The sequence below is a fragment of the Acinetobacter sp. G18 genome (genome assembly GCF_052660225.1).
In genome coordinates, this window is the sequence record NZ_CP109658.1 from 1879234 (window position 1) to 1903330 (window position 24097).

A 24097-nucleotide genomic window follows, 5' to 3' on the forward strand; every position below is an offset into this window, starting at 1 on the left:
ATCAAGATAACTCGTTTTGGATTTAATAAACCTAGTAAATTTGACCCTTTAGCCCAACTTATCTTGCGCCGTTGAAACAGCTAGCATCGTTTGAAGGTAATAATCGACACGTGAGTGATTATTGTCCTTATGTGAGTTATGCGCATTAAAGGCTGCATCATGAAGTTTCACCACTCTAGCAATTGGATTTAAACCACAACGGAGTAAGTATTCTTCGCGTGTTTCATCTTCACGTTTAGTTAGTGCATCGACGGCATCGCGGATTTCTTTTCCAAATAAGCTTTCGATTTTGTCTAGCGTAAGAGGCGTGTCTTCAACACTATCGTGTAGAAGGGCGGTAATAATGTAGATTTCTGAAAATTGATGCTCGATTAATGAATTGACCACACCTTTAATATGGTACTCAAAGTAATCATGAGGGCCATACTTTTGACCTTGATGAGATTCTTTTGACAATTTTTCTGCGAGTTCAACTTGATTTTGAGTCATTTTTTGCTCTTATCAATTTAAGTATATGAGGCGGCCTAATGGGTGAGATTAGTCGCTTAGGTCATAATTTTATACTGAATAGCTAAGTGAGACATACTTGTTTTAAAGGTTAACCATGATCAAATTTTGCTAAAAACCTGATTCCATACCTAGAGGTTGGTCGTATTTAAGCCTGAGATAGGTTCGCCGTAAGTGATTAATGCGCAAAAGTATTTTTAGAAAATATATACTTATTTTAATTAATAGAAAAATTAACAATAAATGGGATTTATAAACAGAATAAAGGTTTCTACAGTCAAATAAAAAATTCCTGTAAAGCCCTTTTTAGAAGACAAAATAGATGTGGCTAATGATAAAATATCGTACTATTTCATCAATATTTAGAACTTTAAATCAATTAGTTAACTCGATAATTTAGAAATACTTTGGAAAATTTATGGATGTTGTTGATTTTGTGAAAAGAAATGCGCCGTCATTTATGGCTTCAATGGTTATATCTTTTCCAGCTTGTTTGTGGTTCGTTAATCAGTTTGTCTATACCCCTAAAGTTGAAGCTTTGGAGATTATCAATAAAGATTTGCAGACTAGAAACAACGAATTGAAAGATGAAAAAGATGCCAGCAAAAAAGAATCTCAGGATCTAGGGGACAAAAAGGATACGCTCAGTACCAACCTCCATAAGAGCAATAGTGAGTTAACAGTAAATCATTACAATGTACAGAATTTAAATAACAAAATTAAAGAATTGAATAATGAAAAGGATACTTTGAATTTAAAATTAGACCAAGCCTATGCTGATAATCAAAAGTTGCTGGCACATCTTAAAAACTATCAGGAAAATGCTGATATTCTTCAAAAAATCAGTAATCTGGAATTAAAGAAACAAAATGCTAGAAATGGTCATGCAAGGTCAGTTTTTGATAACAAGACAGATCAAGAAATCAGAGCTGATAACGAAGTAATAGCTAAAGAATATCAACAACAAATACTCAATTTGCAAGATAAGTTAAAGTGTGTGAATCAGTCCTAAAAAATATGCCCTTAAGGGCATATTTTTATAGGGAAAATATTATTTTCTAATAAATATTTTTTATGAGATATTTAAAATAACTTTTTATAAGAGCAATTAAGTCCTTAAAATTTTAAACTTTAACTTAATGATATAAAAGTAGATTGTAAATATTACTTAAGAGTTTCCTTAATTATCTAATTAAATGAAAAATAATAACTATTTAAATAATTTCTAGCCAATTTCACATTGACACCTCAAATATTGGAGATTACCATTTGCCTGCTGGCCACATTGCCAGTCGGTTTTAGCAGACCGCTTGTAATACCGCATCAGAATTATTCCTTTCTGAGGGATAGTTTTGTGTGTAAGCTCCTAGTCTCCTCCCGTAGCGGTAGGACGGGAGAGGGACACCTTCGGGTGTGCTTGTGTATTACCAAGTCTGCTAACCCTCTTCCGTTCTGCCACCATAAATTTTATGCTCTGGCAGAACTCCATATATAAGGAGTTGGCTTTGCACATCCATCATTTCTTGGCAACCTTTGCCAAAAGCTATAACAACACAGCTTAAAACATTTAACGCAGCTTGATCGCCGTAAGGCTTTTCAGGCTTTAGCTCGTTATTACTTAAAACTTTCATCAACAACTAAAACTTGAGATGTGCTCGGCACAGTCTTTACGGCTTTGCTACGCCTTTTTTTCACCTTTAGAAAAGTGGAAGACTTTTATATCTCATTTATATACAACAAAAATTTAATTTATAACGGTAAAAATATGCAAAATTTAACTCTCCCAACACGTGCTTTTAACGTCGTAAATAAAGCAATTGAGCTGTTCCATTACCACGGGTTTCATTTGGTCGGTATCGACAGACTTACGAGCGAGTCCGAAATAACCAAAATGACGTTTTATCGCTACTTTCACTCTAAAGAACGCTTTATTGATATTTGCCTGATCGTGCAAAAAGAACGACTACAAGAAAAAGTAGTTTCTATGGTCGAATACGACGAATACACCAGCGCAGCCGATAAACTCAAAAAGCTCTATGACTTACACGTAGACATAGACGGGCTGTATTACCTGCTATTTAAAGCCATTTTTGAAACGAAAAATAACTACCCAAACGCGTACACAATCGCCGTGAGATATAGAACATGGCTCACCAACGAAATATATAGCCAGCTTAGAACACTTAACTCCGATGTTTCTTTTACCGATGCCAAACTATTTCTATATATGATTGATGGTGCAATCATTCAGCGTTTAAGCTCAGATGAAGTTGATGAGAGAGTGTTGGGGGTGTTTTTGAGGGGGATGGGTATTATTTAAGCCTTTTATAATACCCTTTTTAGAACATAAGTTTAGGTGCTTTTCTGAGAAGAAATTAAGTATTGCAGTCTTCAATATGTTTAAAGATCTTTTCGCAAAGTTCTTTTGCAGGTTCGGTGAGCACCCAATCTTCGTAAGTCATTAAAATTTTGCATATTTCACAAAAACCAACTTTATCATCAATTGTACCAGAAGCATCTGAAAATAAGCGAGGTGGATTTGACTGAAGTAATAAGTCCTTATCTTTGATAATAATCTCATCAATAATTTTTCCGATACCTTTATTGCTTATAAAATTAATAGAAGGGTTCAATTGGCTAATATCAAAATTAGAAGTATCTCTAGCAAATCCTCTATGAGTTAGCTTACTAATGGTTTCATCATTTAATGTGATTTGATCTTTTGTATTGCTTATTCCTTGGAATTTTATTAAACAAGCTTTATAAATTATTGATGGATCGATTGTGTTTTCAATTTCCTTACAAGGAAGAATATATACATTCTCTGGTTTTAACTCAGATTCCCATTCTTGTAGCCTTTCTGCTTTTCCTTCATTATCTCCATCCGCTAATAATAAGATATTTTTAGAAATGGCTTTGGCAGTAAGGCCTTTATTGTGTTCAAGAAATTCAAGAGCTGCTTCTTTTGAAGGATAATCGTCAATAAAACTCCAGTGTGTAATATTTCCACCTGCATATTCGATGAATGTATAATGAAAATTAGGCATAAAACTTTTATATTTTTTATAGTTTTCAGGTTCTAATAGTTCAATTTCTTTTAAATATTTATCCATTAACTTAGATAAATACATTCTATCAGTAACACCTTCGATCCAAATTGTGCAATTGGCTAGATAAACAGACGAGGGGCGAACTCCTAAAGAAGTTAATAATTCATGGTCTTTGTCACAATTATAAATTTTGAACGAAAACCTCTTATCTTTATCTATTTCTTTGATAATTTTTTGGATAATGACTTGATCTGATTCATCTACCATATCTAACAAGTGGTTAGAATGTGTGGTAAAAAAATAGTAATGCGGTGTTTCATTTAAATAGAAATTCATTAACTGACGCACCATTCCTGCATGCATGTGCAGTTCAGGTTCTTCTATAAAAAAAGCATGTGTCTTATCTTTTTTGATAAAAGCTTCATAGGTCATAATAATAGCCTGTTGTAAACCATCTCCCAGATCATAAATTGGAAATTGTTCATCATCACCAATTTTAATATGTACTACATCATTTTCATTTCCATTTTTATCTTCACCAAACATCGGAATTAGAGTAACTAATTCATTATCAAAAAAATATTGACTCAATTTTTCTTCATATTTTTTGATAAGTTCACGTTGTTCAGGTTTGCCAAGTAAGTGAACTTTTAATTCATAATATAAACATTCACCAGTAATTATATTTTGAGCATTAAACCTAGACTTATCCTTAAAATAATCCTTTTGGGCACGCTCCAGATAAGGTTGTTTATTATTTATATCTGTTACAGGTCGCATACCTCTTAAAGTGGGAATATAAAATTTATCTTGAAAAAGGTCATTTATCTTTTCTATATCATCTCTCGTAAATTCAATATTTTTATAATTAGCTTCTGAACGATAAGTGTCAGGTAACGTAGAAAATAGTTGATCTATTGTTGAAAGATTAAAAATAAATTTATCAACTTTTCCTATTTTAGCTTCTGAAAGAAACTGACCGTGAAATCTTTTCAAGTCACCTAAACTTTCAAAATGGTGAGAAGAATTTTTATTGGTTAAAAATTCTTCTAATCTTTTTATATTTTTTAAAATTTCAATATGACTAAAAAAATTGCTAGGGTAATTAGAAACAAATAAGTTTCTAAGGAAACGGCTTTTTCCAGAATTATTTTTACCAATAAAAAAATTTAGACGCTTTATTTCAATAATTTCTCCATAGTCTTCCTCGTTATCAGAAGAATATTGTTCTAAATTATCACCCCAATAGTATAATTTTTTATTCATATGAAAACTCTAAAATTTATAAGTTAATTTAACATTCCTCATATAGATTTAGTATATAAAACTATGAAAATATTAACAATGATGAGAAGATTTCTTAATTGAAAGCTGTCCTTTCTACACATGCTAAATCTAATTAAGGATTGCGAACTATTCTAGTAAATTTTATTCAAATAAATTTGAGAAAAAATATGAAAGATATTGAAATTTTAGAAATAAAAGGAATAGGCGATTATGAAGAAGGCTTATCGCTATTGTTAGAAGATTCTATCAATAGTGGAGCTTCTATAGGTTTCTTAGCTCCTATAGAAAAGAATGAAGTCTTAAATTATTGGCGTGAGGTCAACCATAAGTTAGCACAGGGTAACAGCCGCCTATGGATTGCTATTCAACAAGGAACGATTATAGGTAGTGTTCAGTTGTCCTTGGTGAGTAAAAAGAACGGCGTTCATAGAGCCGAAGTTGAAAAACTCATGGTTCTGACAACAGCAAGAAAACTAGGAATAGCAACATTACTAATGAATGAACTAGAAAATTTTGCGCGAGAAAAGGATTTGCATTTACTTGTCTTAGATACACGTGAAGGCGATGTATCCGAACTTTTATATAGCAAAATTGGATTTGTTCGTGTGGGTGTAATTCCAAGTTTTGCATTAAGTTCAAACGGGAACTATGACGGCACCGCGATTTATTATAAAAAGCTTATTTGAAACTAGAAAAAACTTCCAAAAGCTTATACAACTGCCGTGAGATATAAAACATGGCTTACTAACGAAATATATAGCCAGCTTAAAGTGCTTAAGTCAGATGCTTCGATTTTCGTTAAAGCAATTTAAAAAGCCCTGAATATTCAGAGCTTTTATAATAATGATCTATTCACATACTTCTACAAAGTTTCGAGCAGTCTTATCTTTGCTATCGCGTAACTTAATAATTTTCTTTCTTTCACCATAAAGACTGTGAACATCATTTACTGTTTCATTTTTAAGCTGGCTTTTGTATGAACCTTCAACTTTGTTCACGTAATTTTCCATGAATACAGTCATCCAACATATTGTGTTGAGGTCACCATAGTCATAACCGTTTTTATCTAAGCCTTGAACCCAATCTGGATACTCATCATTTAAAAGGTTCCGTGCTGTTTCTAACTTAACATAGGAATTGTTAAACAAAGAGTTTTTCAAAGCAGGCTCATTGTTCACATTCTTATTTGCTTCAATGATCAATCTATAATTGTCAGTAGCATAATTTTTAAGGTCTACTTTCACATAGTTATCAATGTCTTCTTTATCTGTTGAAGCTTTACAAGAAGTCAGGAATAAGCAGGAAAGTAAAAGTATTGGTATTAATGTAATTTTCATATTGAGAAGCGGTTATTAGGTGGAGAGTAGTGGTAATTCTGAATATATAACGAAACAGTTGCTTGATCGTAAGGACGACCAAATACATTTTTGTACATATACTCGTTAATACCATATGGTCCATTGTTGGTAAACGTTGCTAAAGCATTAGCGGCAAGAACAGGTTTACTCGCATTGGATAAGGCCAAATCTATTATTTCACCAAAGTTTTGTTTAGTAATTGCCATACGAGCTTTAAAGGTATCCTTTGCAAGCTCTGTAATCATCTCAGCACCTTTATTCCTAGAGTGCTTTTGAGCATATAGAGTGAACTTTAAGTACATCATCGTATGAAATGAATAGCGTCCCAATACTTCATCTGAAAATTGACGTAAATCGAATTCAAGACCAAAGCGTATTGCAAGATCATGCTCAAATGGATAATGCTGTTTCACCCAGTCCCATTGTGCTTGGTTCATCATAAAAGTATAAGGTACTGTTGTATGATAGTTTAGAATCTTAACAATGCTATTACATAAGAGAGGATCTAGTAATTCATCCGCATGACAGACTTTAACTTCGTTATCCAAAGAGGGAATTAATGTCGGTGAAAATACTTTATCTTGTGCCATTATCAATCCTTAAAGCGGTGGTAGCGGTTTAGAAGCATCAATCGTCTGAAACTCCACCTCATCAGGTGTAGCAGCATTGATAACATGAGTTTTACCTTCTTTATCAGTCCAACCAGTTTCTACCTTTCCATCCTTCTTATAAATAATTGAATAGGGAATATCGCAAAAGACCTTTTGTGTCTTCTCATCCTTTAACTGGAACTGAATTCCATATTCTTTAGGTTTATCTTCTACAAATCTATCTTGAGCAGCCGTATTGGTATTAGCTGCACTTTGAGACGAACCACCGCCATTATCCTGAACAACTAAATTTTGTTGAGGCAATAATTTGCAACCGCATGAAAGTGAATCATTTACACGCGCGGCAGCTTTACCAAAAATTTGCATGTATGAATCGCCTGAGACAATTGTCGCAACGATTTTATGAGTTGGGCATGTAGCTTTATCACCGACACAGGCAACGGGAATACCGTCAATGAGGAACATACTGTTCCCAGAAATTACTTGACCACCACTTGAAGTTGGGCAGCCTATTGTTATATATGGTGTTGCCAAAACGATTCCTTCTTATTTTCTTGAGAAGTGTCAGAATGATAGCAATGGTAGGTAGACGGTTCTGTATGTTTTTATTTAAGAAACTTCATGAAGATGGTCGGTAAAAATGAAGTCATTTTTATATATAATTTCTTCACAAATAATTATTCAATTAATATCCAATAACGTAGAGAAAAATATGAAAGATATTGAAATTTTAGAAATAAAGGAAATTGATGACCATGAACAAGGCCTATCGCTATTGTTAGAAGATTCTGTAAATAACGGAGCCTCAATAGGTTTCTTAGCCCCTATAGAAAAGAACGAAGTCTTAAATTACTGGCGTGAGGTCAACCATAAATTAGCACAAGGTAATAGCCGTCTATGGATTGCCATACGAGAAGGAAAAATTGTAGGTAGTGTTCAATTGTCTTTGGTAAGTAAAAAGAATGGCGTTCATAGAGCCGAGGTTGAAAAACTCATGGTGCTTACTTCTGCAAGAAAACAAGGAATAGCAACATTACTAATGAACGAACTAGAAAACTTTGCACGAGAAAAGGATTTGCGCTTACTTGTCTTAGATACACGTGAAGGTGATGTGTCCGAACTTTTATATAGTAAAATTGGATTTGTTCGTGTGGGAGTAATTCCAAGTTTTGCATTAAGTTCAAATGGGAACTATGACGGTACAGCGATTTATTATAAAAGGCTTGTTTAACTATCGCTAAAGCCTATCTATTTGGAAAGTTTCCCCGCTTGGGAAACTTTCCAATTTATGAATTAAAGATGTTTTTGAAAAAATGGAATAATTTTTTCTAAGGCTTGAACAACAGGTTCAGGTTGATCATATAAGTCATAATGGCTTGCATCTTTAACCACAAAGAGGTTTTTATCTTTAGAGGCCGCTTTGTTATATAGCTCATAACCGTCACGATATGAACCGAAGCCTCCCGGAACTCCACCAATCACAATTTGTAAGGGTTGGGTGAGTAGGTGATCTGCCAAATGAAAGGCATCAAACCCAACAGCAGCCGCTAAACCTGAAAAGCGAAGTTTATTTGGTGAACCTTCTGTCTGACCGCGCGGGGTTTTGTAGTAATCTACAGCTTCTTTAATATCAATATCATGAATGCCAGCTTGCTCACGCTCTTGTTGTGAGTTTGGAATGTACTGGGTAATAAACGGTTCGGCACCACGAGCTTCCGTTGTACGTTGTGCTGCAATGGCTTCTAAAGTTTTAATGGCAGCTTCAGGTGTTTGGTCGCCTTCACGCATTAAACGACCATAGTTTGCTGCAACCACAGTTGCGACTGCTTTAAAACGGCGTTCAGTCATAGCAGCATTAACAGCATAACCACCGCCACCACACACACCTAATACACCAATACGGTTTTCATCAACATAAGCAAGCGTTGTTAAATAGTCGGCTGCACAGCGGAAATCTTCTACACGTGTTGCAGGGTCTTCAAGAAAACGAGGTTCACCACCGCTAGCACCTTGATACGATGCATCAAATGCTAAAGTAATAAACCCAGCTTCAGTGAGTTTTTCAGCATAGATTGCGCCGGCAGTTTGTTCTTTACAGCTACTAATTGGATGCGCACATACAATGGCTGCATATGTTTTGTTTTCATCGAAATCTTTTGGAAAACGTATAGTTGCAGAAACATCGATGTTTTTATTTTTGAAAGTTACAGTTTTCATCATCTTCTCTCCGAAAGAAGAACTAGGTCGATGAAATTAATATAACCGTGGTGATTTATTATGATAATCCACTATAATCAGATAGCACTTATACTGAATACTTATAAATAATGAAAGAAAATTTAAATGATTTGCACACTTTTATGGTCGTTGCTCAGGAACGTAGCTTTACACGCGCAGCCGCAAAACTCAGGACTTCACAGTCAGCCATTAGTCAAACACTCCGTAATTTAGAAGACCGAATTGGCATAAAACTATTATCAAGAACAACACGAAGTGTGGCACCGACAGAAGCAGGTGAATATCTATTAAATTTGCTTCAACCTGCAATAGAAGAAATAGAAAATGGCATAAATCAAATTAGTGCTTTAAAAAATGATCCAGCAGGAACATTACGTATTAGCGCAGATGAATATGGAATACAAAGTGTTTTATGGCCAGCAGTTGAAAAAGTCATACAACAATTTCCAAAAATTTCAGTAGAGATCATATCTGATTATGGTCTTGTTGATATTGTAGAAGGGCGTTTTGATGCAGGACTTAGAAGAGGTGGTTTAGTTTCTAAAGATATGATCGCTTTACAGGTGAGTGAGCCAATACAAATGCTCACTGTTGCAACCAAAGAGTTTTTAGCTCGTTATGGTCACCCAAAGCATCCAAAAGATTTAGTGGAATACCACTGTATTAATTTAAGATTACCAACACATGGTGAACTCTATCGTTGGCAATTTACCAAACAAGGTAAAACACAAATAATTACTGTTAATGCTAAAATCGTTTTTACAACCTTATCTCCAGTGCTTCAAGCAGTAAGGAGCGGTGTAGGAATCGCTTATTTACCTATTGATATGGTTCAGCCTTATATTGAAAGTGGTGAACTGGAAGAAACGCTAAAGGACTGGCGACATAGCTATGAACCTTATCATCTGTATTATCCCCACAGACGTGAGCAAGCACCTTTATTAAATATCTTAATTGATGCGTTAAAAGAAAATTTTAATAAAAAATAGCTGCGCATAAGACTTATAGTTTGAGTCAATGATTAGAATTTTGCTATTAATTAAATAAACACGGATATCTCAAAACATCCGTGTAAGAAAATTGGTTTAAGTTAATGATGAAAGAAGAAGTTTGCTTAATTTATTCATCATTTAACGCACATTCAAAATTACTTGGGGTTTCTTTACATCTTACCTTTTTCAAAAAAATCATCATTTTAGGGTCATAAATACCTGCTTTGGTTAGCTGTATACGTGCTTCGCGCATCATTTTCATATAGTTTAATTGTTCATTTTTAGGAATATCCATCCAGTACTTTGAAGGAATATCACTTTCATATTTAGCAATAACGCCAAACGTTCTGTTTAGTTGGCTGGCTACCCAAGTTCGAGACTTTTGCCCAAAACCTGCTGGAAATTGGTCTTTACGAATAATGAAGTTTGCTGAAATTTGAGTCAAAGGAAAACGAACGATAGCGCCTTTCTCACCTAAACCTTTATATAGCTCAAAAGGTTTAAAGGCCACAATAGGAGCGGGCACAATATCAATTTCATGGTTATTAAACTTTGCGCCAGCGTTGGTGACGTCTACCGATACAGCCTGACCGCCAACCTGTTGCACAAGCTTTGGTTGAGCTTCATCATATTTAAATACTCCAATTTTCTTGCCGGCAGCTTTAGCGAGTGTATTTATACTTCTATCATTTACAAATAAATATGCAGGGCCAATAGTCCCTAAACCTGCAATTTCGTATGGGCCTACCACCATATTTTTTGCGGCCATAGGTGATGACAACAGCTTATAGGCATTAATTGCCGTTTTCATATTTGTTAATGCGCCAACCGCATCTAAGGATCCTGTGTATTTATTAAATTGACGGCCACGTAAACCACTAATAATAGCGCCATCACATTTTCCAACTTTTAAGTCTTCAGCCGCAACACGTTCATCAACATATGCTTTTAAAGATAGATCAGCTCCCCAATTTTTAGCTTCAAGAGCATAATCCTTTGCTAAAGCAAAAGCTTCTCCAGACTTACCAATTGGGTCAAAAACACAGACAACTTGTTGTTTGGCATAAAGTGTTGTTGTTAAACAGGTACTTGTAATCAATAAAATAACTTTCAAACGATCCATATTTAATTATCCATTATTTAAATTATAAAAATTATTGTATGAATCTTGGTTAAATTAGATATGACACCTCAATAAAAATTTAAAGAGAAAAGGTCAAAAGACAGCTTTGAGTTGGATCTTATTTTTTTGTGATTTAGCTATGGTTTATATAATTTGAGATCTAGCAGCAGGCTAAATTTAAAGAATAGCTGCACACACGTACTATATCATTTTTTAAGAGCATGTAAAGAGGGTTTTTAAAAATATTTATATAAATTTCAATAAGATAGAAAATATTCTGTATGTTGCAATTTAGCCTAAGCAAATTAATAACTTTAAGAACCAAAAGGCAATTTAGCAAAATAATCTCTAGGTAGCCAGCAACCACAAATGCAGGTCGTAAATTTAGGATGTAGTGAATAACTCAGCTCACTAGGGGCAAATATAAAAGTGTAATTACATTTTGTAGAAGGCTGCCTAGAGAATTATTCTGGTTAAAACTAGAAATAGGGTTATACCAAAGGTAATTAAGAGCGCTAAGGCCCAGCAGACAGAGGTGCAAGCTTAATAATTAACCACAGTAAAGAATAAACGGCGCAGCAACAACGTAGAGCAGCCAGAGTCTTATATAGGTAGATTTCTACATATCTTATTTAACATAATATACATTATGCGAACTATCTTGTAATGTATATTTGGCCATAGCTAGCAATATATTTCCAACTCTGGCTTCTTGTTTGCTGACTATGTATTGAGCTTTATCCACTAATACAAATTTAAGAGACTTATAAAGCCCTAAGAGTCACTACAACATTCTCTAGGCACTTTTTTGTGTTTACTCTTATGAATATCATTAGATAATTCTTTTTTGTTCAAAGTTAAGGGTTAAAACAAATTCATACAAGTAGATAGCAGTTGTCATAGCACAAGAATTAGCCTTTGGAGCTTTAAGTGGCTTCAAAGTTCAATTTCAAAACTATTAATTTATTCTAAATAAATTTTTGCAATTATTTAACTATATTTTAAAATATGGCTATTTTTATTAGTTGAAAATTTGAAAGAGCTTTAAAGGTTTGTATTTTATATTATCAATTATTTTTGTGATTATTTAAAAATTATATTATATAAATTCCATTATTAATAAAAAATATCTAAGAATAAGTTTAATCTATCGCTAAAAGATCGTGTTTTGATTAAAAGCATTTATTATCAGTAATTTAAATTTATATGGACTGTAATTCATTATTATTGTAAAAGTGTGATTTTATTATCATTTTTATTAAATTAATTATAAAGTATTAACTACTTATATAAATAAAATAATGAGTGAGATATAGGTCACATGTTATTTATTTATTTTTTATTAAAATGAATTTTTATATTGTTTTTAAATAAAAATTATTGTATCTCTTATATTAACTATTTAATAAATAGGTATATATAAAATGAAAAATAATATATTTAAACTTATGGTTTTAGCGGTAATTTCCACTTCCCCACTATTTTGTTATGCAAATAACACAATAATGATTAAAGGAAATATTGTTGAAGACACTTGTTCTACAGTAAATGTTGAAAAAGCATGTGCTCAAATCAATACGCTGAATACGACTATCGATACTCAATATTTAAATAAAGACAATGTATTCAACTTGGCACGACATACTGAAAAAATGGATACAAGTATTGAAACAATAACTGCTAATAAAAAAGTAGTAGTTCTAAATTATCACTAAAAATATTAGTCCAGATTTGTTGCTCTGGATGAAGTACTCTATGTAAAGATTAAGGTGAATTGCTTATTATTTAGTCAAAAAAGAAGCAATTCACCTTTTACCTTAAAAAAAGATTAATTGATCACACTTTGTTTAGCAAAAAGATAAACTATCGTATATAATTGTTTTACCAAATTTTTTATAAGTATTTATTTTTTTCTTGAAATACTTTTTTAGTACTTTTCTCATACTTACAATAACTAGAAATTCTTTTTAAAACATAGACTTAGTTTTTTTATATCCTTGGATTTTAGTCAAAATCAGTGTTTTATTTCTTTTTATTTAAAAATATTGTGATCTAGTTTGCATTTTGTTTTAAAAGTGTTAGTATCGCCGCATTACTTTTCAAGATGCCAAACTCTGGAAAAGTAAGAGATTAAACTTTTATCCAGACTTTTTGAGAAAACACTATGAAAAAACTTGCTCTAATCGCTGCTCTTTCAGTTGTAGGAATTGCGAACGCTCAAGCTGCTGATGGTACAATTACAATTAATGGTTTAGTAACAGACAAAACTTGTGACATCGTTACACCTGCTGGTAAAGATTTCACAGTTACTCTTCCAACTGTTTCTAAACAAACTTTAGCTGTTGCTGGGGATGTTGCTGGTCGTACTCCTTTCCAAATTAAATTAGCTAACTGTTCTGAAGGTAAAGTAGCTACTTACTTTGAACCAGGTGCAAATGTTGACTTTAATACTGGTCGTTTACTTAACAAAGACGCTACTGGTGCTAAAAACGTTAACGTTCAACTTTTAGGTAGCAACAACAACTTCATCCCAGTTCTTGCTGCTGGTGCAAACGGTGCTCAAGCTAACTCACAATGGGTTGACGTAGCTGCAGCTGGTAGCGCAGACCTTAACTACTATGCTGAATACTATGCAACTGGCGCTTCTACTGCTGGTAAAGTGAACACTTCTGTTCAATACACAATTATCTATCAATAATTGATGGATCATAGGGTTTCTATATTCGTATAGAAACCCTATTTTGTGTAGCACTTTCCCAAACTTCGTTGGCTGAGAATCTGAAATGAAATTGAACAGTTATAATTTTTTGTTAGGTTTGGCATTTGCTTCGGCGGTAGTTGTACCTGCCACTCATGCAGAAATTGTAATTCATGGTACTCGTGTAATTTATCCATCAGATGCTCGTGAAGTGACGCTACAAGTTAGCAATAACGGTTCAAAACCAGCTCTTGTTCAAGCTTGGATTGATGAAGGTGATGCAAAAAGTACTCCAGACCAATCAAAAGTTCCTTTTATGATTGCTCCTCCAATTTCTCGTGTTGAAGCAACTAAAAGTCAGACTTTTCGTATTACGGCCCTCCCTACAGCTTCTCAATTGAATCAAAAGCAAGAAACTGTTTTATGGTTAAACGTTTTGGATATTCCTCCAAGACCAACCTCAAAGGGTGCAGATACGACACCTGATAATTTTCTGCAATTAGCCATTCGCTCACGCATTAAATTCTTTTATCGTCCAGCTTCGATTAAAGATGACGCGAACTTAGCAGCAGATAAACTTCAATGGGTTAAATCTGGTCAAAACTTAACGGTAAAAAATCCAACTCCTTTTCATATCACAATGACTTCAGTTTTTCAGAAAGTCGGTGATAAAAAAGTTGATTTATTACCTGAAGGGCTAATGGTAAAGCCTTTTTCTGATGCATCCGTTCAGCTTAAGAATGGCAATGTTCAGGATATGAGTTTTATTAATGTGAATGACTACGGTGGTCGAGTCGAACACACAATAAAGCTTCAATAATCAGATTTATATTTTTAATAAATTTTAAGCACCTATTATGTGAGTAGGCGGACTTAGCTATGCCAAAAAAACGGCAAGAATCTTATAAATTATTAAAACGCCATATTTGTTATTACTTGGCTTCTGGTGTTGTTACAATGACAATGCCTGTATTCGTACATGCTGAAGAAACAGCTGCGAATGCTCCTGTCGAAGCTGAGTTTGATTCTGCTTTTTTAATTGGCGATGCAAAAAAAGTTGATATTTCTCGTTTTAAATATGGTAATCCTGTTTTACCAGGCGAATATAACGTTGACGTATATGTAAATGGTCAATGGTTTGGTAAACGTCGCATGGTATTTAAAGCAATAGATTCGACGCAACAAAATGCTGTGACCTGCTTTACAGGAATGAATCTTCTTGAATATGGTGTAAAACAAGAAATTTTGTCTAAACATGCCCCACTTCAAAAAGAAAATAATGCTTGTTATAAAATAGAAGATTGGGTAGAAAATGCATTTTATGAGTTTGATAACTCACGATTACGTGTAGATATCTCAATTCCTCAAGTCGCATTACAAAAAAATGCTCAAGGTTATGTCGACCCAAGTGTATGGGATCGTGGTATTAATGCTGGCTTTTTATCTTATAACGGTAGTGCTTATAAAACGTTTACTAATTCTAATGATACAAGTGAAACGTCGAATGCCTTTATGGGGATTACAGCTGGACTAAATTTAGGTGGCTGGCAATTACGTCATAATGGTCAATGGCAATGGCAAGATACTCCTGCCGAAAATCAGTCTAAATCGAGCTACGACGAAACTAGTACTTATTTACAACGTGCGTTCCCAAAATATCGCGGCGTGTTGACACTGGGTGATAGCTTTACCAACGGCGAAATTTTTGACTCTTATGGCTACCGTGGTATCGATTTTTCAAGTGATGATCGAATGTTACCAAATAGTATGTTGGGTTATGCTCCACGTATTCGTGGTAATGCGAAAACCAATGCGAAAGTTGAAGTTCGTCAGCAAGGTCAACTGATTTATCAAACAACGGTAGCACCGGGTAACTTTGAAATTAATGACCTTTACCCTACTGGTTTTGGTGGTGAAATCGAAGTCACTGTTATTGAAGCAAATGGTGAAATACAAAAATTTGCCGTGCCTTATGCATCTGTTGTACAGATGTTACGTCCTGGTATGAATCGTTATTCTTTGACTATAGGTCAGTTCCGCGACTCTGATATTGATTTGGATCCTTGGGTGGTTCAGGGTAAATATCAACAAGGTATTAATAATTACCTAACTGGCTATACGGGTATACAAGCAACAGAAAATTATGCGGCTGTTTTATTAGGTGCTGCTTTTGCTACACCAATTGGTGCGATTGCATTTGACGTTACCCACTCTGAAGCTGACTTTGAGAAACAGTCATCTCAATCTGGTCAAAGTTTCCGTTTAAGCTATAGTAAATTAATCACTCCAACTAACACAAACTTAACACTAGCAGCTTATCGTTACTCAACAGAAAACTTCTATAAATTACGTGATGCCTTGCTGATTCGTGATTTTGAAGAAAAAGGTATTAATACCTATTCTGCTGGTCGTCAACGTAGTGAGTTCCAAATTACCTTAAACCAAGGCTTACCTGAAGGTTGGGGTAATTTTTATGTAGTGGGTTCGTGGGTTGACTATTGGAATCGCAGTGAAAGTACTAAACAATATCAGGTTGGTTACAGTAATAACTTCCATGGCTTAACTTATGGCTTATCTGCAATTAACCGTAAGATTGAATATGGCTCAACTAGCCAGACACACGATACTGAATACTTAATGACGTTGTCATTCCCGATTGATTTCAAGAAGAACTCGGTTAACGTCAACGTTACTGCTTCTGAAGACAGTCGTACTGTTGGTGCAAGTGGCATGGTGGGAGATCGCTTTAGTTACGGCGCTTCAATGTCACATCAGGACTATTCAAATCCATCATTTAACATAAATGGACGTTATCGTACTAACTATACAACTGTTGGTGGATCTTATAGTGTGGCTGATTCTTACCAACAAGCAATGGTTAGCTTAACTGGTAGTGTGGTTGCACACTCAGAAGGTATTTTATTTGGACCTGAACAAGGTCAAACGATGGTACTTGTGCATGCACCAGAAGCTGCTGGAGCAAAAGTCAACAATGCTGTTGGTTTAAGCGTAAATAAACAGGGTTATGCTGTAGTTCCTTATGTTACGCCTTATCGCCTTAATGACATTACCCTTGACCCACAAGAAATGTCGAGTGAAGTAGAACTTGAAGAAACAAGTCAACGTATTGCTCCTTTTGCTGGTGCAATTGCTAAAGTCGACTTTGCAACCAAAACAGGCTATGCAGTTTATATTACTAGTAAAACTGTAGATGGCAACAGTCTACCGTTTGCTGCACAAGTCTTTAACCAAAAAGACGAAGCTGTAGGTATTGTTGCACAAGGTAGTATGATTTACTTGCGTACCCCACAAGCTCAAGATCACCTCTATGTAAAATGGGGTGATGAAAGTAATGAGCGTTGTTCTGTTGAGTACAACATTAGTAATCAGTTGCAAAACAAGCAACAAAGTGTAGTAATGACTGAGGCTGTCTGCAAATGAAAAAAATATTATTAACTGGTGCTTTATTTACTGCTGGTCTTGGGATTTATGGTGAGGCTAATGCTTCATGCTACATAACTGGTTATCAACCAAATGATGTACTTATGGCTGTAGGACGTGTTGTAGTTCGCCCTAGTGATCCAATTGGTGCAATATTAAGAAAAGCGACTTTTCCTATTAGTCGTACTGATACACAAGCGAATAACTGTGATAGTCGAGATGTAGTAGTTGCGGAATTAACCCAAGCTTATCCTTTAAGCTCTTTAGGCAATAGCATCTATACCACTAATATTCCTGGCATTGGTATTCGTCTATATCGTGAAGCGGAGAATAATGCGAATTTCTCGGGTTACTATCCTTATGTGCGTAGTGGAATTTCAGGTACTCGCTATTTAGCATCTGGGTATTTTGTGGTGGAAATCATTAAAATTGCTCCACAAACTGGCTCTGGAACCTTAGTACCAGGCAGATATAGTAGTTATTATATCCGTGGCTATCCTGATAAACCTTTTTTAACAAGTACTGTTAATGCTAATGCGATTACCATTGCGTCTTCTTCGTGTGAAATCCAGGGTAATATTAATAAAGTTGTACAGCTCCCAACAGTTACAAAAGCAGGCTTCAAAGGTGTTGGCTCTACTCAAGGTGAACAAACCTTTGATATGAACATTCTTTGTAATGGCGGTATTAACCCAACGGGTTATGAAGAGAAAAACGTCATTAGTTTAAGTTACGACTTTACACAAGACGGTACAAACAATCAGGTATTGGCAAATACAGCTGCAGCTTCTGAAAAAGCGAATGGTGTGGGTGTACAATTACTCTGGAACTATCAAAATAAAAATCAAGTCATTAAAAAAGGCGATAAATTAGCCTTAGGTACTTTGTCTTCTAACCAGACACTTCAATATAACGTACCAATGACTGCCCGCTACTACCAAACAGCAACGAATGTTTCACCTGGTAAAGTACGTGCTATGGCAACTGTAACTATTGAATATGATTAATCATATTCAATAGTTTATAAATTAAAAAAATATCAAGTATTTAAATATTAATAATAACTTTTTTCTTAATACTTTCTAAGAACTTAATACTCAACTCAATAGGAATATCTATGAAAAAAATCGGTATAGTTGCTGTTGGTGCAGTGACATTATGTTGGGCTATGTATGAGGTATCTCCTGATAATACGACTACCGTATCGCAGAATGAATCCAGTCAAAAAGTAGCATCTAAAAACTTTTCATCAACAGCAAAGAATGAAAAATTAGCGCCTCAAATGCTTTTGGCTCAAACTACCTCCCTTAATTCTTCAGCCCCAGTCTGCAAATACAATTTTGATGCAACTCAAGAAGATTTCGATGTATGGAATAAAGAATACCCTGATTTTCCTATGAAAATATTCCCATTGATAACTGGTCAAAAATTTGGTTTTAAAGTAGAACCTACGCCAGAAAGTCAGTATGGCTACGTAGATTATGTAGCTACAAGTAAAGTAGACAGTCTGAATTCGGTTAATGAAATTGGTGATTTAACGATACCTCACACAGGTATTGTTGCATTTGAAATGGAACTTAAAATTCCAACATCAACTCTTGGAAGTTCATCACTTGGAAATTCTACTTATTACTCCGCTAGCATTGGATTTAGTGGGGTAACAAATAATGGTTATACAGTTAGATCTGGCTATTGGTTTGATATGGGTGGGTATGATCCAGATTTTGGTGAGAATCCTGCTAGATTAAAATATTATGTAGCTTATCGACTTAGTGATAATAGTGGGCCTAACAATCCATATTATAAAGGTCAAAATATGACAAATAATTCAAATGGATACCAAAGATTAGGGATGTATATTAATCAAAACACTAAGCAGGTTGGCTTTATTGTAAATGGTGTTGATCAGGGGTATCAATCTACTTTACCTGCTCCACTAGAGAATATACGTTTTTCTGTCTCAAGTAGTATAGGAATATATTCTAATCAATTATTTGGACAAGAATTATCTAATGAACTCATTACTGACCGTAATGCTCTACAGTTTAGCTATCCTCAAGGCACAACTGACATGTGCGGTAATGCTATTTGAAATATAAAACTATGAAGCGTAAAAAAAGGGCTGAATCACAGCCCTTTTTTTATTTCATTTAAAAGTGAATGACAGTACGAATTGATTTACCTTCATGCATTAAATCAAAAGCTTCGTTAATTTCTTGTAGAGGCATAGTATGAGTCACAAAAGGTTCAAGTTGAATTTCGCCTTTCATCGCATCTTCGACCATTTTAGGGAGTTGTGTACGACCTTTCACACCACCAAAAGCAGTACCTAACCATTTACGGCCTGTCACTAACTGGAATGGGCGTGTCGAAATTTTTTGACCTGCACCAGCAACACCAATAATAACGGATTGTCCCCAACCACGATGTGCGCACTCTAGAGCCGAGCGCATAACGTTTACGTTACCAATACATTCAAATGAATGATCTACACCCCAGCCTGTCATTTCTACAATCACTTGCTGAATAGGTTGATCATAATCTTTTGGGTTTAAGAAATCTGTAGCACCAAACTGTTTAGCAAGTTCAAATTTATCTGGGTTTGTGTCAATTACAATAATACGTCCTGCTTTTGCTTGACGTGCACCTTGTACAACAGCTAGGCCAATACCACCTAAGCCAAATACCGCAACCGAGTCACCTTCTTGTACTTTAGCTGTGTTATGCACGGCGCCAATACCAGTCGTCACGCCGCATCCAAGTAAACAAACTTGCTCGTGATTCGCCTCAGGATTGATCTTAGCTAAAGATACTTCAGCAACTACCGTATATTCACTAAAAGTTGAACAACCCATGTAGTGGTAAATCGGCTCACCATTATATGAAAAACGTGTAGTTCCATCTGGCATTACACCTTTACCTTGTGTAGCACGTACGGCAACACATAGATTTGTTTTTCCAGATTTACAGAATAAGCATTCTTTACATTCTGCAGTATAAAGAGGAATAACATGATCACCCGGCTGAACGCTTGTTACGCCCTCACCCACTTCAACTACGACACCTGCGCCTTCATGACCTAAAATCGCAGGGAAAACACCCTCAGGATCATCACCAGATAGTGTAAAAGCATCGGTATGACATACGCCTGTATGAGTAATTTTTATGAGAACTTCACCTGCTTGAGGTGGTGCAACATCAACTTCAACAATTTCTAAAGGTTTTCCTGGGGCAAAGGCGACAGCTGCACGAGATTTCATCTTTGGGTTTCCTTTAAATCATTCGGTATTTATAGTCGAGCAAAATAGATTATATATTGGTAATACAAGAGCTTAATTTTGCTTAAATTAAATTGGCTTTCATGACAATCCATCACAGCATAGCCAGTCAAGTACGTCTAGGCAAGCACGTTTTTCAAAAACAAGAAGCCTCTTATGTTAAGAGGCTTTTGATTAAATTGTTTATATATTAAACAGCTTGTCTTTACTTATAGGTAAATATCTGGTGGATATGGTGTGTTATCACTAATAGGTGTATATAGCGTATTTTCAACAAAAAAGCCATTTGGAGCTTGAGTAGTATCAATTGTAATCGAGTCAAACATCACTTGTGGATATGCCCAGATAAACTGCTTCATCAGACCAAGCGATAAGTTGTTTTGCATATCTCCAAAAATCCTTTGCCAGATCGGTGTACGATATGGTTTGTTTTTATCGAACCCGTAGATATAAGCAATAGATGCATCTGGTACAAATCCCGATAAATAAGCCACTTTATTTACAGGGTAGCCTAAATCTTGAGTGGGTATTTGTGAAACAGCCTGATGAGCTAAATCTAGTTTCGCTTCTAAAAGCCAATCATAGGCTTCCGTCATGATGTAATCAAAATTTGGATAAGAATAGTGTTCGCTTGGGTAGTTGATATAAGTTGCTAAGGTTTGTATTGGAGAACGAATAGATGGGAAAAAGATTAATGGACACACTTGAGCATTTGAATATTTTGCTTTAATCGCTGTTCGAATATCTTGGCATGTTTGTCCTAATTTATTTCGTAACCATGACTTAAACTCATCGTAAGGCGTTCCAGTCTTATTCATTGCATCATAAATTGTTCCCAAGTCTGGCGCATATAAACCTGTATCTGCATTAAAAGCTAACTTGGTTGGATAGTCATAGACACATGGTAAGTTCGTATCCGTGTTGTACCACCACCAAGGCTCACCAATTTGCATGTTGACATCACACCCGCCCGTCACCAAGGTATCTGCAAACTCAATAAAAACTTTATGTAAGTATGCCAAAGCATTTTGATCACATAAACTAAAGAAATAACTTGGTGGCTGGTAGCCTGTTTTACCCAAATTACTATTCCAGTCGCGCTGTGCCCAAAACTCATTTGCTCCTAACGAGTACATCTCAAAACTTACCCCAAAAACGGGCTGCATATTTGCATTATGCAGAGCTTGAGCATATTTCTCATGCCATTTACGGGTACATGGGTTAACGACATCTTGGCCTGTAACGAGTGTGTCTGGAATCTGGAATCTATTAATATCACTTCTCCAGATCATTTCAGGATAATGTGACATACCACAGTAGTGATTAATAAAACCGTGGTATCCCAAAGCAGCCATGTTATTTACTATTCGCTGTGGATTTAGATCGTAATGGTCGTCATAACTGGTACATAAGCCATAATTATGCTGAGGTACGATCACTCGGCTTAGATTTAACTGTGCATTTGTACCAGTAACGACTGAATTAGTAATACGAATATAACCATCTTCTGACTGACTCAAGGGCAAAGATGAGTGGGCGTTATAGCTACTCGTAAACGCTGAAAATGAAATTCGCTGAATATTGGTAACTGGAAAGCTGTCTGTAGCTGAGAAACCTGCTTTAACTGTATCCCAATTAATATGAATATGAGCAGATCTTGAAGATGGATTATTCGCGTAGTTGAACAAAACAATATACGCGATTTTATCTACCCCATTGTCGTTATAGTAAACAGTTAGAGTTGGGGTTAATGACTCATTATTTAAAACAGGCATAGAGGATGACAGTTCAATGTCAAAGTCCCATATCACACCTGAATAGCTATACTTGGTTTCATAAGCTAAAAGTTTATGATCTTTAGTGTCATACGAGTTCCAACTAATACCTGCTAAGTCTGTAGTCATACGTGAGCGGAAAGTTGCCTCAAAACCATTGCCATAATTGGTAATAGCAAAAGACATACTTTGTGGGCCATCTATTGTCCAATAGCTTGGACTGAACCTATCAATAAGTATATTTTGAGTAATGGGTTGAGGAGAAACCGTAGAATTATTTTGTAAATTTTGTGAGTTATTTATCATGTCATAATGCTCTTAATGGCTTTAAGAAGTCTTATATTAAATAATTATTTTATTTATATTGTTAGGATAAGTAACAATTGAGTTTAATCTACGAAGAGTAGATAATTATTATGATTATTAAAATAATATGAACCTAACACATTATTTTAATTCTAAAGTGGACTTTGCAATAAGGAACAATGAATGCCAAATCCTTCTCGGTTAAGACACTTTAGAATAGTGTTACTTTTGACTCCAGCTTTATTATTAAATGGTTGCACTGATACAGCATTTCATAAAAATAATAAGCCCACAGTTATTTCTTCAAGTATTGCGAAATCTTATCCTGAGCCAGATACATACTTGGGTGAAAAGCTGCAACCAAATGAAAAGTTAGTGGCTCAGCAAATATCCACAGTTATTGAAGAATCTATTCGAAAAGAATACTCACCCGGCAAAGCCTTAAGAGATGCACATCCGAAAGCACATGGCTGTGTTCGTGCCGAGTTTCATGTACTTAAAAATATTCCAACTCAACTTGCAAAAGGTGTATTTGTTCCCGATAAAAGCTATGAGGCATGGATTCGCTTTTCCAATGCATCTAACGATGCTTCTCAAGCAGATATTGAAAAAGATGCCCGCGGCATGGCTATAAAAGTCTTAGGTGTACCGGGTGACAAAATTTTAGAGAGTGAAAAGGAAGCGACAACTCAAGATTTTATCATGATCAATCATCCAGTCTTTTTTGTAAATGACGGTCAAAGATATCTTTCATTTATTCATGATGTGAACAATAAGGGTTTCTTTAATAAACTCCACATTCCTTTTGCCCTAGGTTTTAAAGGAACAATCAATGCTTTAGGAGCTCGTAATTCTAAAATTTCCAATCCACTCTATGCACGTTATTGGTCTATGGTGCCCTATCAATTAGGATTAGGTAATGACCGTCAAGCTGTTAAATATTCAGTAAGAAATTGCTCGGCGGTGTCCCCAGCTTTCCCTGATCATCCAAGCCATAATTTTTTAAGAGAAGCTTTAAAAGATACTTTGCAGAAGCAAGATATTTGTATGGAATTTTTAATACAGCCAAGAACTTCAAATAAAATGCAAGTTGAAGATGCAATGACTGAGTGGAAAGAAACGGAAGCACCTTTTTACCAAGTTGCGACTCTTCATATACCAAAACAGAGCTTTGATACACCTGAGCAAAATCAATTTTGTGAAAATCTCTCTTTTACGCCGTGGCATGCTTTACCTGAGCATAAGCCTTTAGGCGGAATAAATAGAATGCGTAAAATTATTTACGAAGATATAAGTAGAACTAGACATGAGATGAATTCTGCTCCACGTCATGAACCGTGATAAATTAACTCGGCTTAATGAAATTTTGAATAAAAAACCGCCCCAGAAGGCGGTTGCTGAATTTTAACAGCGATATATAGAAGTGTGGTGGA

22 protein-coding genes and 1 pseudogene are annotated in these 24097 nt (G+C 35.1%); 13 read left to right on the forward strand and 10 right to left on the reverse strand.

Annotated features, from left to right (window positions below):
• Nucleotides 1-48: 48 nt before the first annotated feature.
• On the reverse strand, nt 49-489 hold the full coding sequence (locus tag NE363_RS08965) for an HD domain-containing protein (protein ID WP_200002263.1): 441 nt from the start codon (nt 487-489) through the stop codon (nt 49-51).
• Nucleotides 490-925: 436 nt separating this feature from the next.
• Between NE363_RS08965 and NE363_RS08970 the strand changes: the two genes are divergently transcribed.
• On the forward strand, nt 926-1519 hold the full coding sequence (locus NE363_RS08970; protein WP_445536312.1) for a hypothetical protein: 594 nt from the start codon (nt 926-928) through the stop codon (nt 1517-1519).
• A gap of 424 nt (nt 1520-1943) precedes the next feature.
• Here NE363_RS08970 and NE363_RS08975 read toward each other — a convergent pair whose 3' ends face one another.
• Nucleotides 1944-2138, reverse strand: coding sequence for a hypothetical protein (locus tag NE363_RS08975; RefSeq protein WP_445536313.1), 195 nt, complete (start codon nt 2136-2138; stop codon nt 1944-1946).
• A gap of 134 nt (nt 2139-2272) precedes the next feature.
• Here NE363_RS08975 and NE363_RS08980 point away from each other — a divergent pair, with 134 nt between their 5' ends.
• The gene (locus NE363_RS08980; RefSeq protein ID WP_445536314.1) at nt 2273-2827 is read left to right on the forward strand and encodes a TetR/AcrR family transcriptional regulator; all 555 of its coding nucleotides are present in this window, start codon (nt 2273-2275) and stop codon (nt 2825-2827) included.
• A 55-nt stretch (nt 2828-2882) separates the two neighbouring features.
• Here NE363_RS08980 and NE363_RS08985 read toward each other — a convergent pair whose 3' ends face one another.
• The gene (locus NE363_RS08985; protein WP_445536315.1) at nt 2883-4823 is read right to left on the reverse strand and encodes an AAA family ATPase; all 1941 of its coding nucleotides are present in this window, start codon (nt 4821-4823) and stop codon (nt 2883-2885) included.
• Nucleotides 4824-5011: 188 nt separating this feature from the next.
• Between NE363_RS08985 and NE363_RS08990 the strand changes: the two genes are divergently transcribed.
• Entirely contained in the window at nt 5012-5530 is a 519-nt protein-coding gene (locus NE363_RS08990) for a GNAT family N-acetyltransferase (protein WP_445536316.1), read from the forward strand.
• 15 nt (nt 5531-5545) lie between these two features.
• Nucleotides 5546-5635: pseudogene (locus NE363_RS08995) on the forward strand (TetR/AcrR family transcriptional regulator); the annotation flags it as partial.
• A gap of 57 nt (nt 5636-5692) precedes the next feature.
• Here the strand turns inward: NE363_RS08995 and NE363_RS09000 are convergent.
• Genes NE363_RS09000 through NE363_RS09010 form a run of 3 tightly spaced genes read right to left on the reverse strand, consistent with a single transcriptional unit; the run spans nt 5693 to nt 7347 of the window.
• Nucleotides 5693-6181: a hypothetical protein gene (locus tag NE363_RS09000; RefSeq protein ID WP_445536317.1), complete on the reverse strand. Its 489-nt coding sequence runs from the start codon at nt 6179-6181 to the stop codon at nt 5693-5695.
• Nucleotides 6178-6792 carry a hypothetical protein gene (locus tag NE363_RS09005; RefSeq protein ID WP_445536318.1) on the reverse strand — a complete coding sequence of 205 codons (615 nt, stop codon included), beginning with the start codon at nt 6790-6792 and terminating at the stop codon, nt 6178-6180. The genes NE363_RS09000 and NE363_RS09005 overlap by 4 nt, the downstream gene beginning before the upstream one ends.
• Nucleotides 6793-6801: 9 nt before the next feature.
• Entirely contained in the window at nt 6802-7347 is a 546-nt protein-coding gene (locus NE363_RS09010; RefSeq protein ID WP_445536319.1) for a PAAR domain-containing protein, read from the reverse strand.
• 178 nt (nt 7348-7525) lie between these two features.
• On the opposite strand from NE363_RS09010, the gene NE363_RS09015 reads away from it, so the two are divergent.
• Complete coding sequence (locus NE363_RS09015; RefSeq protein WP_445536320.1) at nt 7526-8044, forward strand: GNAT family N-acetyltransferase; 519 nt, start codon at nt 7526-7528, stop codon at nt 8042-8044.
• A gap of 62 nt (nt 8045-8106) precedes the next feature.
• Here the strand turns inward: NE363_RS09015 and NE363_RS09020 are convergent, their stop codons facing one another.
• On the reverse strand, nt 8107-9030 hold the full coding sequence (locus NE363_RS09020; RefSeq protein WP_445536371.1) for an alpha/beta hydrolase: 924 nt from the start codon (nt 9028-9030) through the stop codon (nt 8107-8109).
• A gap of 110 nt (nt 9031-9140) precedes the next feature.
• On the opposite strand from NE363_RS09020, the gene NE363_RS09025 reads away from it, so the two are divergent.
• Nucleotides 9141-10040 carry a LysR family transcriptional regulator gene (locus NE363_RS09025; protein WP_033850090.1) on the forward strand — a complete coding sequence of 300 codons (900 nt, stop codon included), beginning with the start codon at nt 9141-9143 and terminating at the stop codon, nt 10038-10040.
• 130 nt (nt 10041-10170) lie between these two features.
• Here NE363_RS09025 and adeT1 read toward each other — a convergent pair whose 3' ends face one another.
• The gene (adeT1, locus tag NE363_RS09030) at nt 10171-11166 is read right to left on the reverse strand and encodes a putative multidrug efflux protein AdeT1 (protein WP_445536321.1); all 996 of its coding nucleotides are present in this window, start codon (nt 11164-11166) and stop codon (nt 10171-10173) included.
• 1424 nt (nt 11167-12590) lie between these two features.
• On the opposite strand from adeT1, the gene NE363_RS09035 reads away from it, so the two are divergent.
• From NE363_RS09035 to NE363_RS09060, 6 genes are all read left to right on the forward strand, one after another.
• Entirely contained in the window at nt 12591-12881 is a 291-nt protein-coding gene (locus NE363_RS09035) for a hypothetical protein (RefSeq protein WP_134261736.1), read from the forward strand.
• A 449-nt stretch (nt 12882-13330) separates the two neighbouring features.
• Nucleotides 13331-13864 (forward strand): fimbrial protein, encoded by a 534-nt coding sequence (locus NE363_RS09040; protein WP_000731817.1) that lies wholly within the window; start codon nt 13331-13333, stop codon nt 13862-13864.
• An 85-nt stretch (nt 13865-13949) separates the two neighbouring features.
• Nucleotides 13950-14684: a fimbrial biogenesis chaperone gene (locus tag NE363_RS09045; RefSeq protein WP_019459160.1), complete on the forward strand. Its 735-nt coding sequence runs from the start codon at nt 13950-13952 to the stop codon at nt 14682-14684.
• Between the two features lie 59 nt (nt 14685-14743).
• Nucleotides 14744-17305 carry a fimbria/pilus outer membrane usher protein gene (locus tag NE363_RS09050; RefSeq protein WP_445536322.1) on the forward strand — a complete coding sequence of 854 codons (2562 nt, stop codon included), beginning with the start codon at nt 14744-14746 and terminating at the stop codon, nt 17303-17305.
• A complete protein-coding gene (locus NE363_RS09055) occupies nt 17302-18312 on the forward strand; it encodes a fimbrial protein (protein WP_445536323.1) in 1011 nt (336 codons plus the stop codon). The genes NE363_RS09050 and NE363_RS09055 overlap by 4 nt, the downstream gene beginning before the upstream one ends.
• A gap of 110 nt (nt 18313-18422) precedes the next feature.
• A complete protein-coding gene (locus tag NE363_RS09060) occupies nt 18423-19397 on the forward strand; it encodes a DUF4882 family protein (protein WP_445536324.1) in 975 nt (324 codons plus the stop codon).
• Between the two features lie 58 nt (nt 19398-19455).
• On the opposite strand, the gene NE363_RS09065 is transcribed toward NE363_RS09060, so the two are convergent.
• Nucleotides 19456-20565, reverse strand: coding sequence for an S-(hydroxymethyl)glutathione dehydrogenase/class III alcohol dehydrogenase (locus NE363_RS09065; protein WP_445536325.1), 1110 nt, complete (start codon nt 20563-20565; stop codon nt 19456-19458).
• Between the two features lie 227 nt (nt 20566-20792).
• Nucleotides 20793-22664 carry a non-contractile tail sheath protein gene (locus tag NE363_RS09070; RefSeq protein WP_445536326.1) on the reverse strand — a complete coding sequence of 624 codons (1872 nt, stop codon included), beginning with the start codon at nt 22662-22664 and terminating at the stop codon, nt 20793-20795.
• Nucleotides 22665-22847: 183 nt separating this feature from the next.
• On the opposite strand from NE363_RS09070, the gene NE363_RS09075 reads away from it, so the two are divergent.
• Nucleotides 22848-24005, forward strand: a complete 1158-nt coding sequence (locus tag NE363_RS09075) for a catalase family protein (protein ID WP_445536327.1) — start codon at nt 22848-22850, stop codon at nt 24003-24005.
• Nucleotides 24006-24097: the final 92 nt, after the last annotated feature.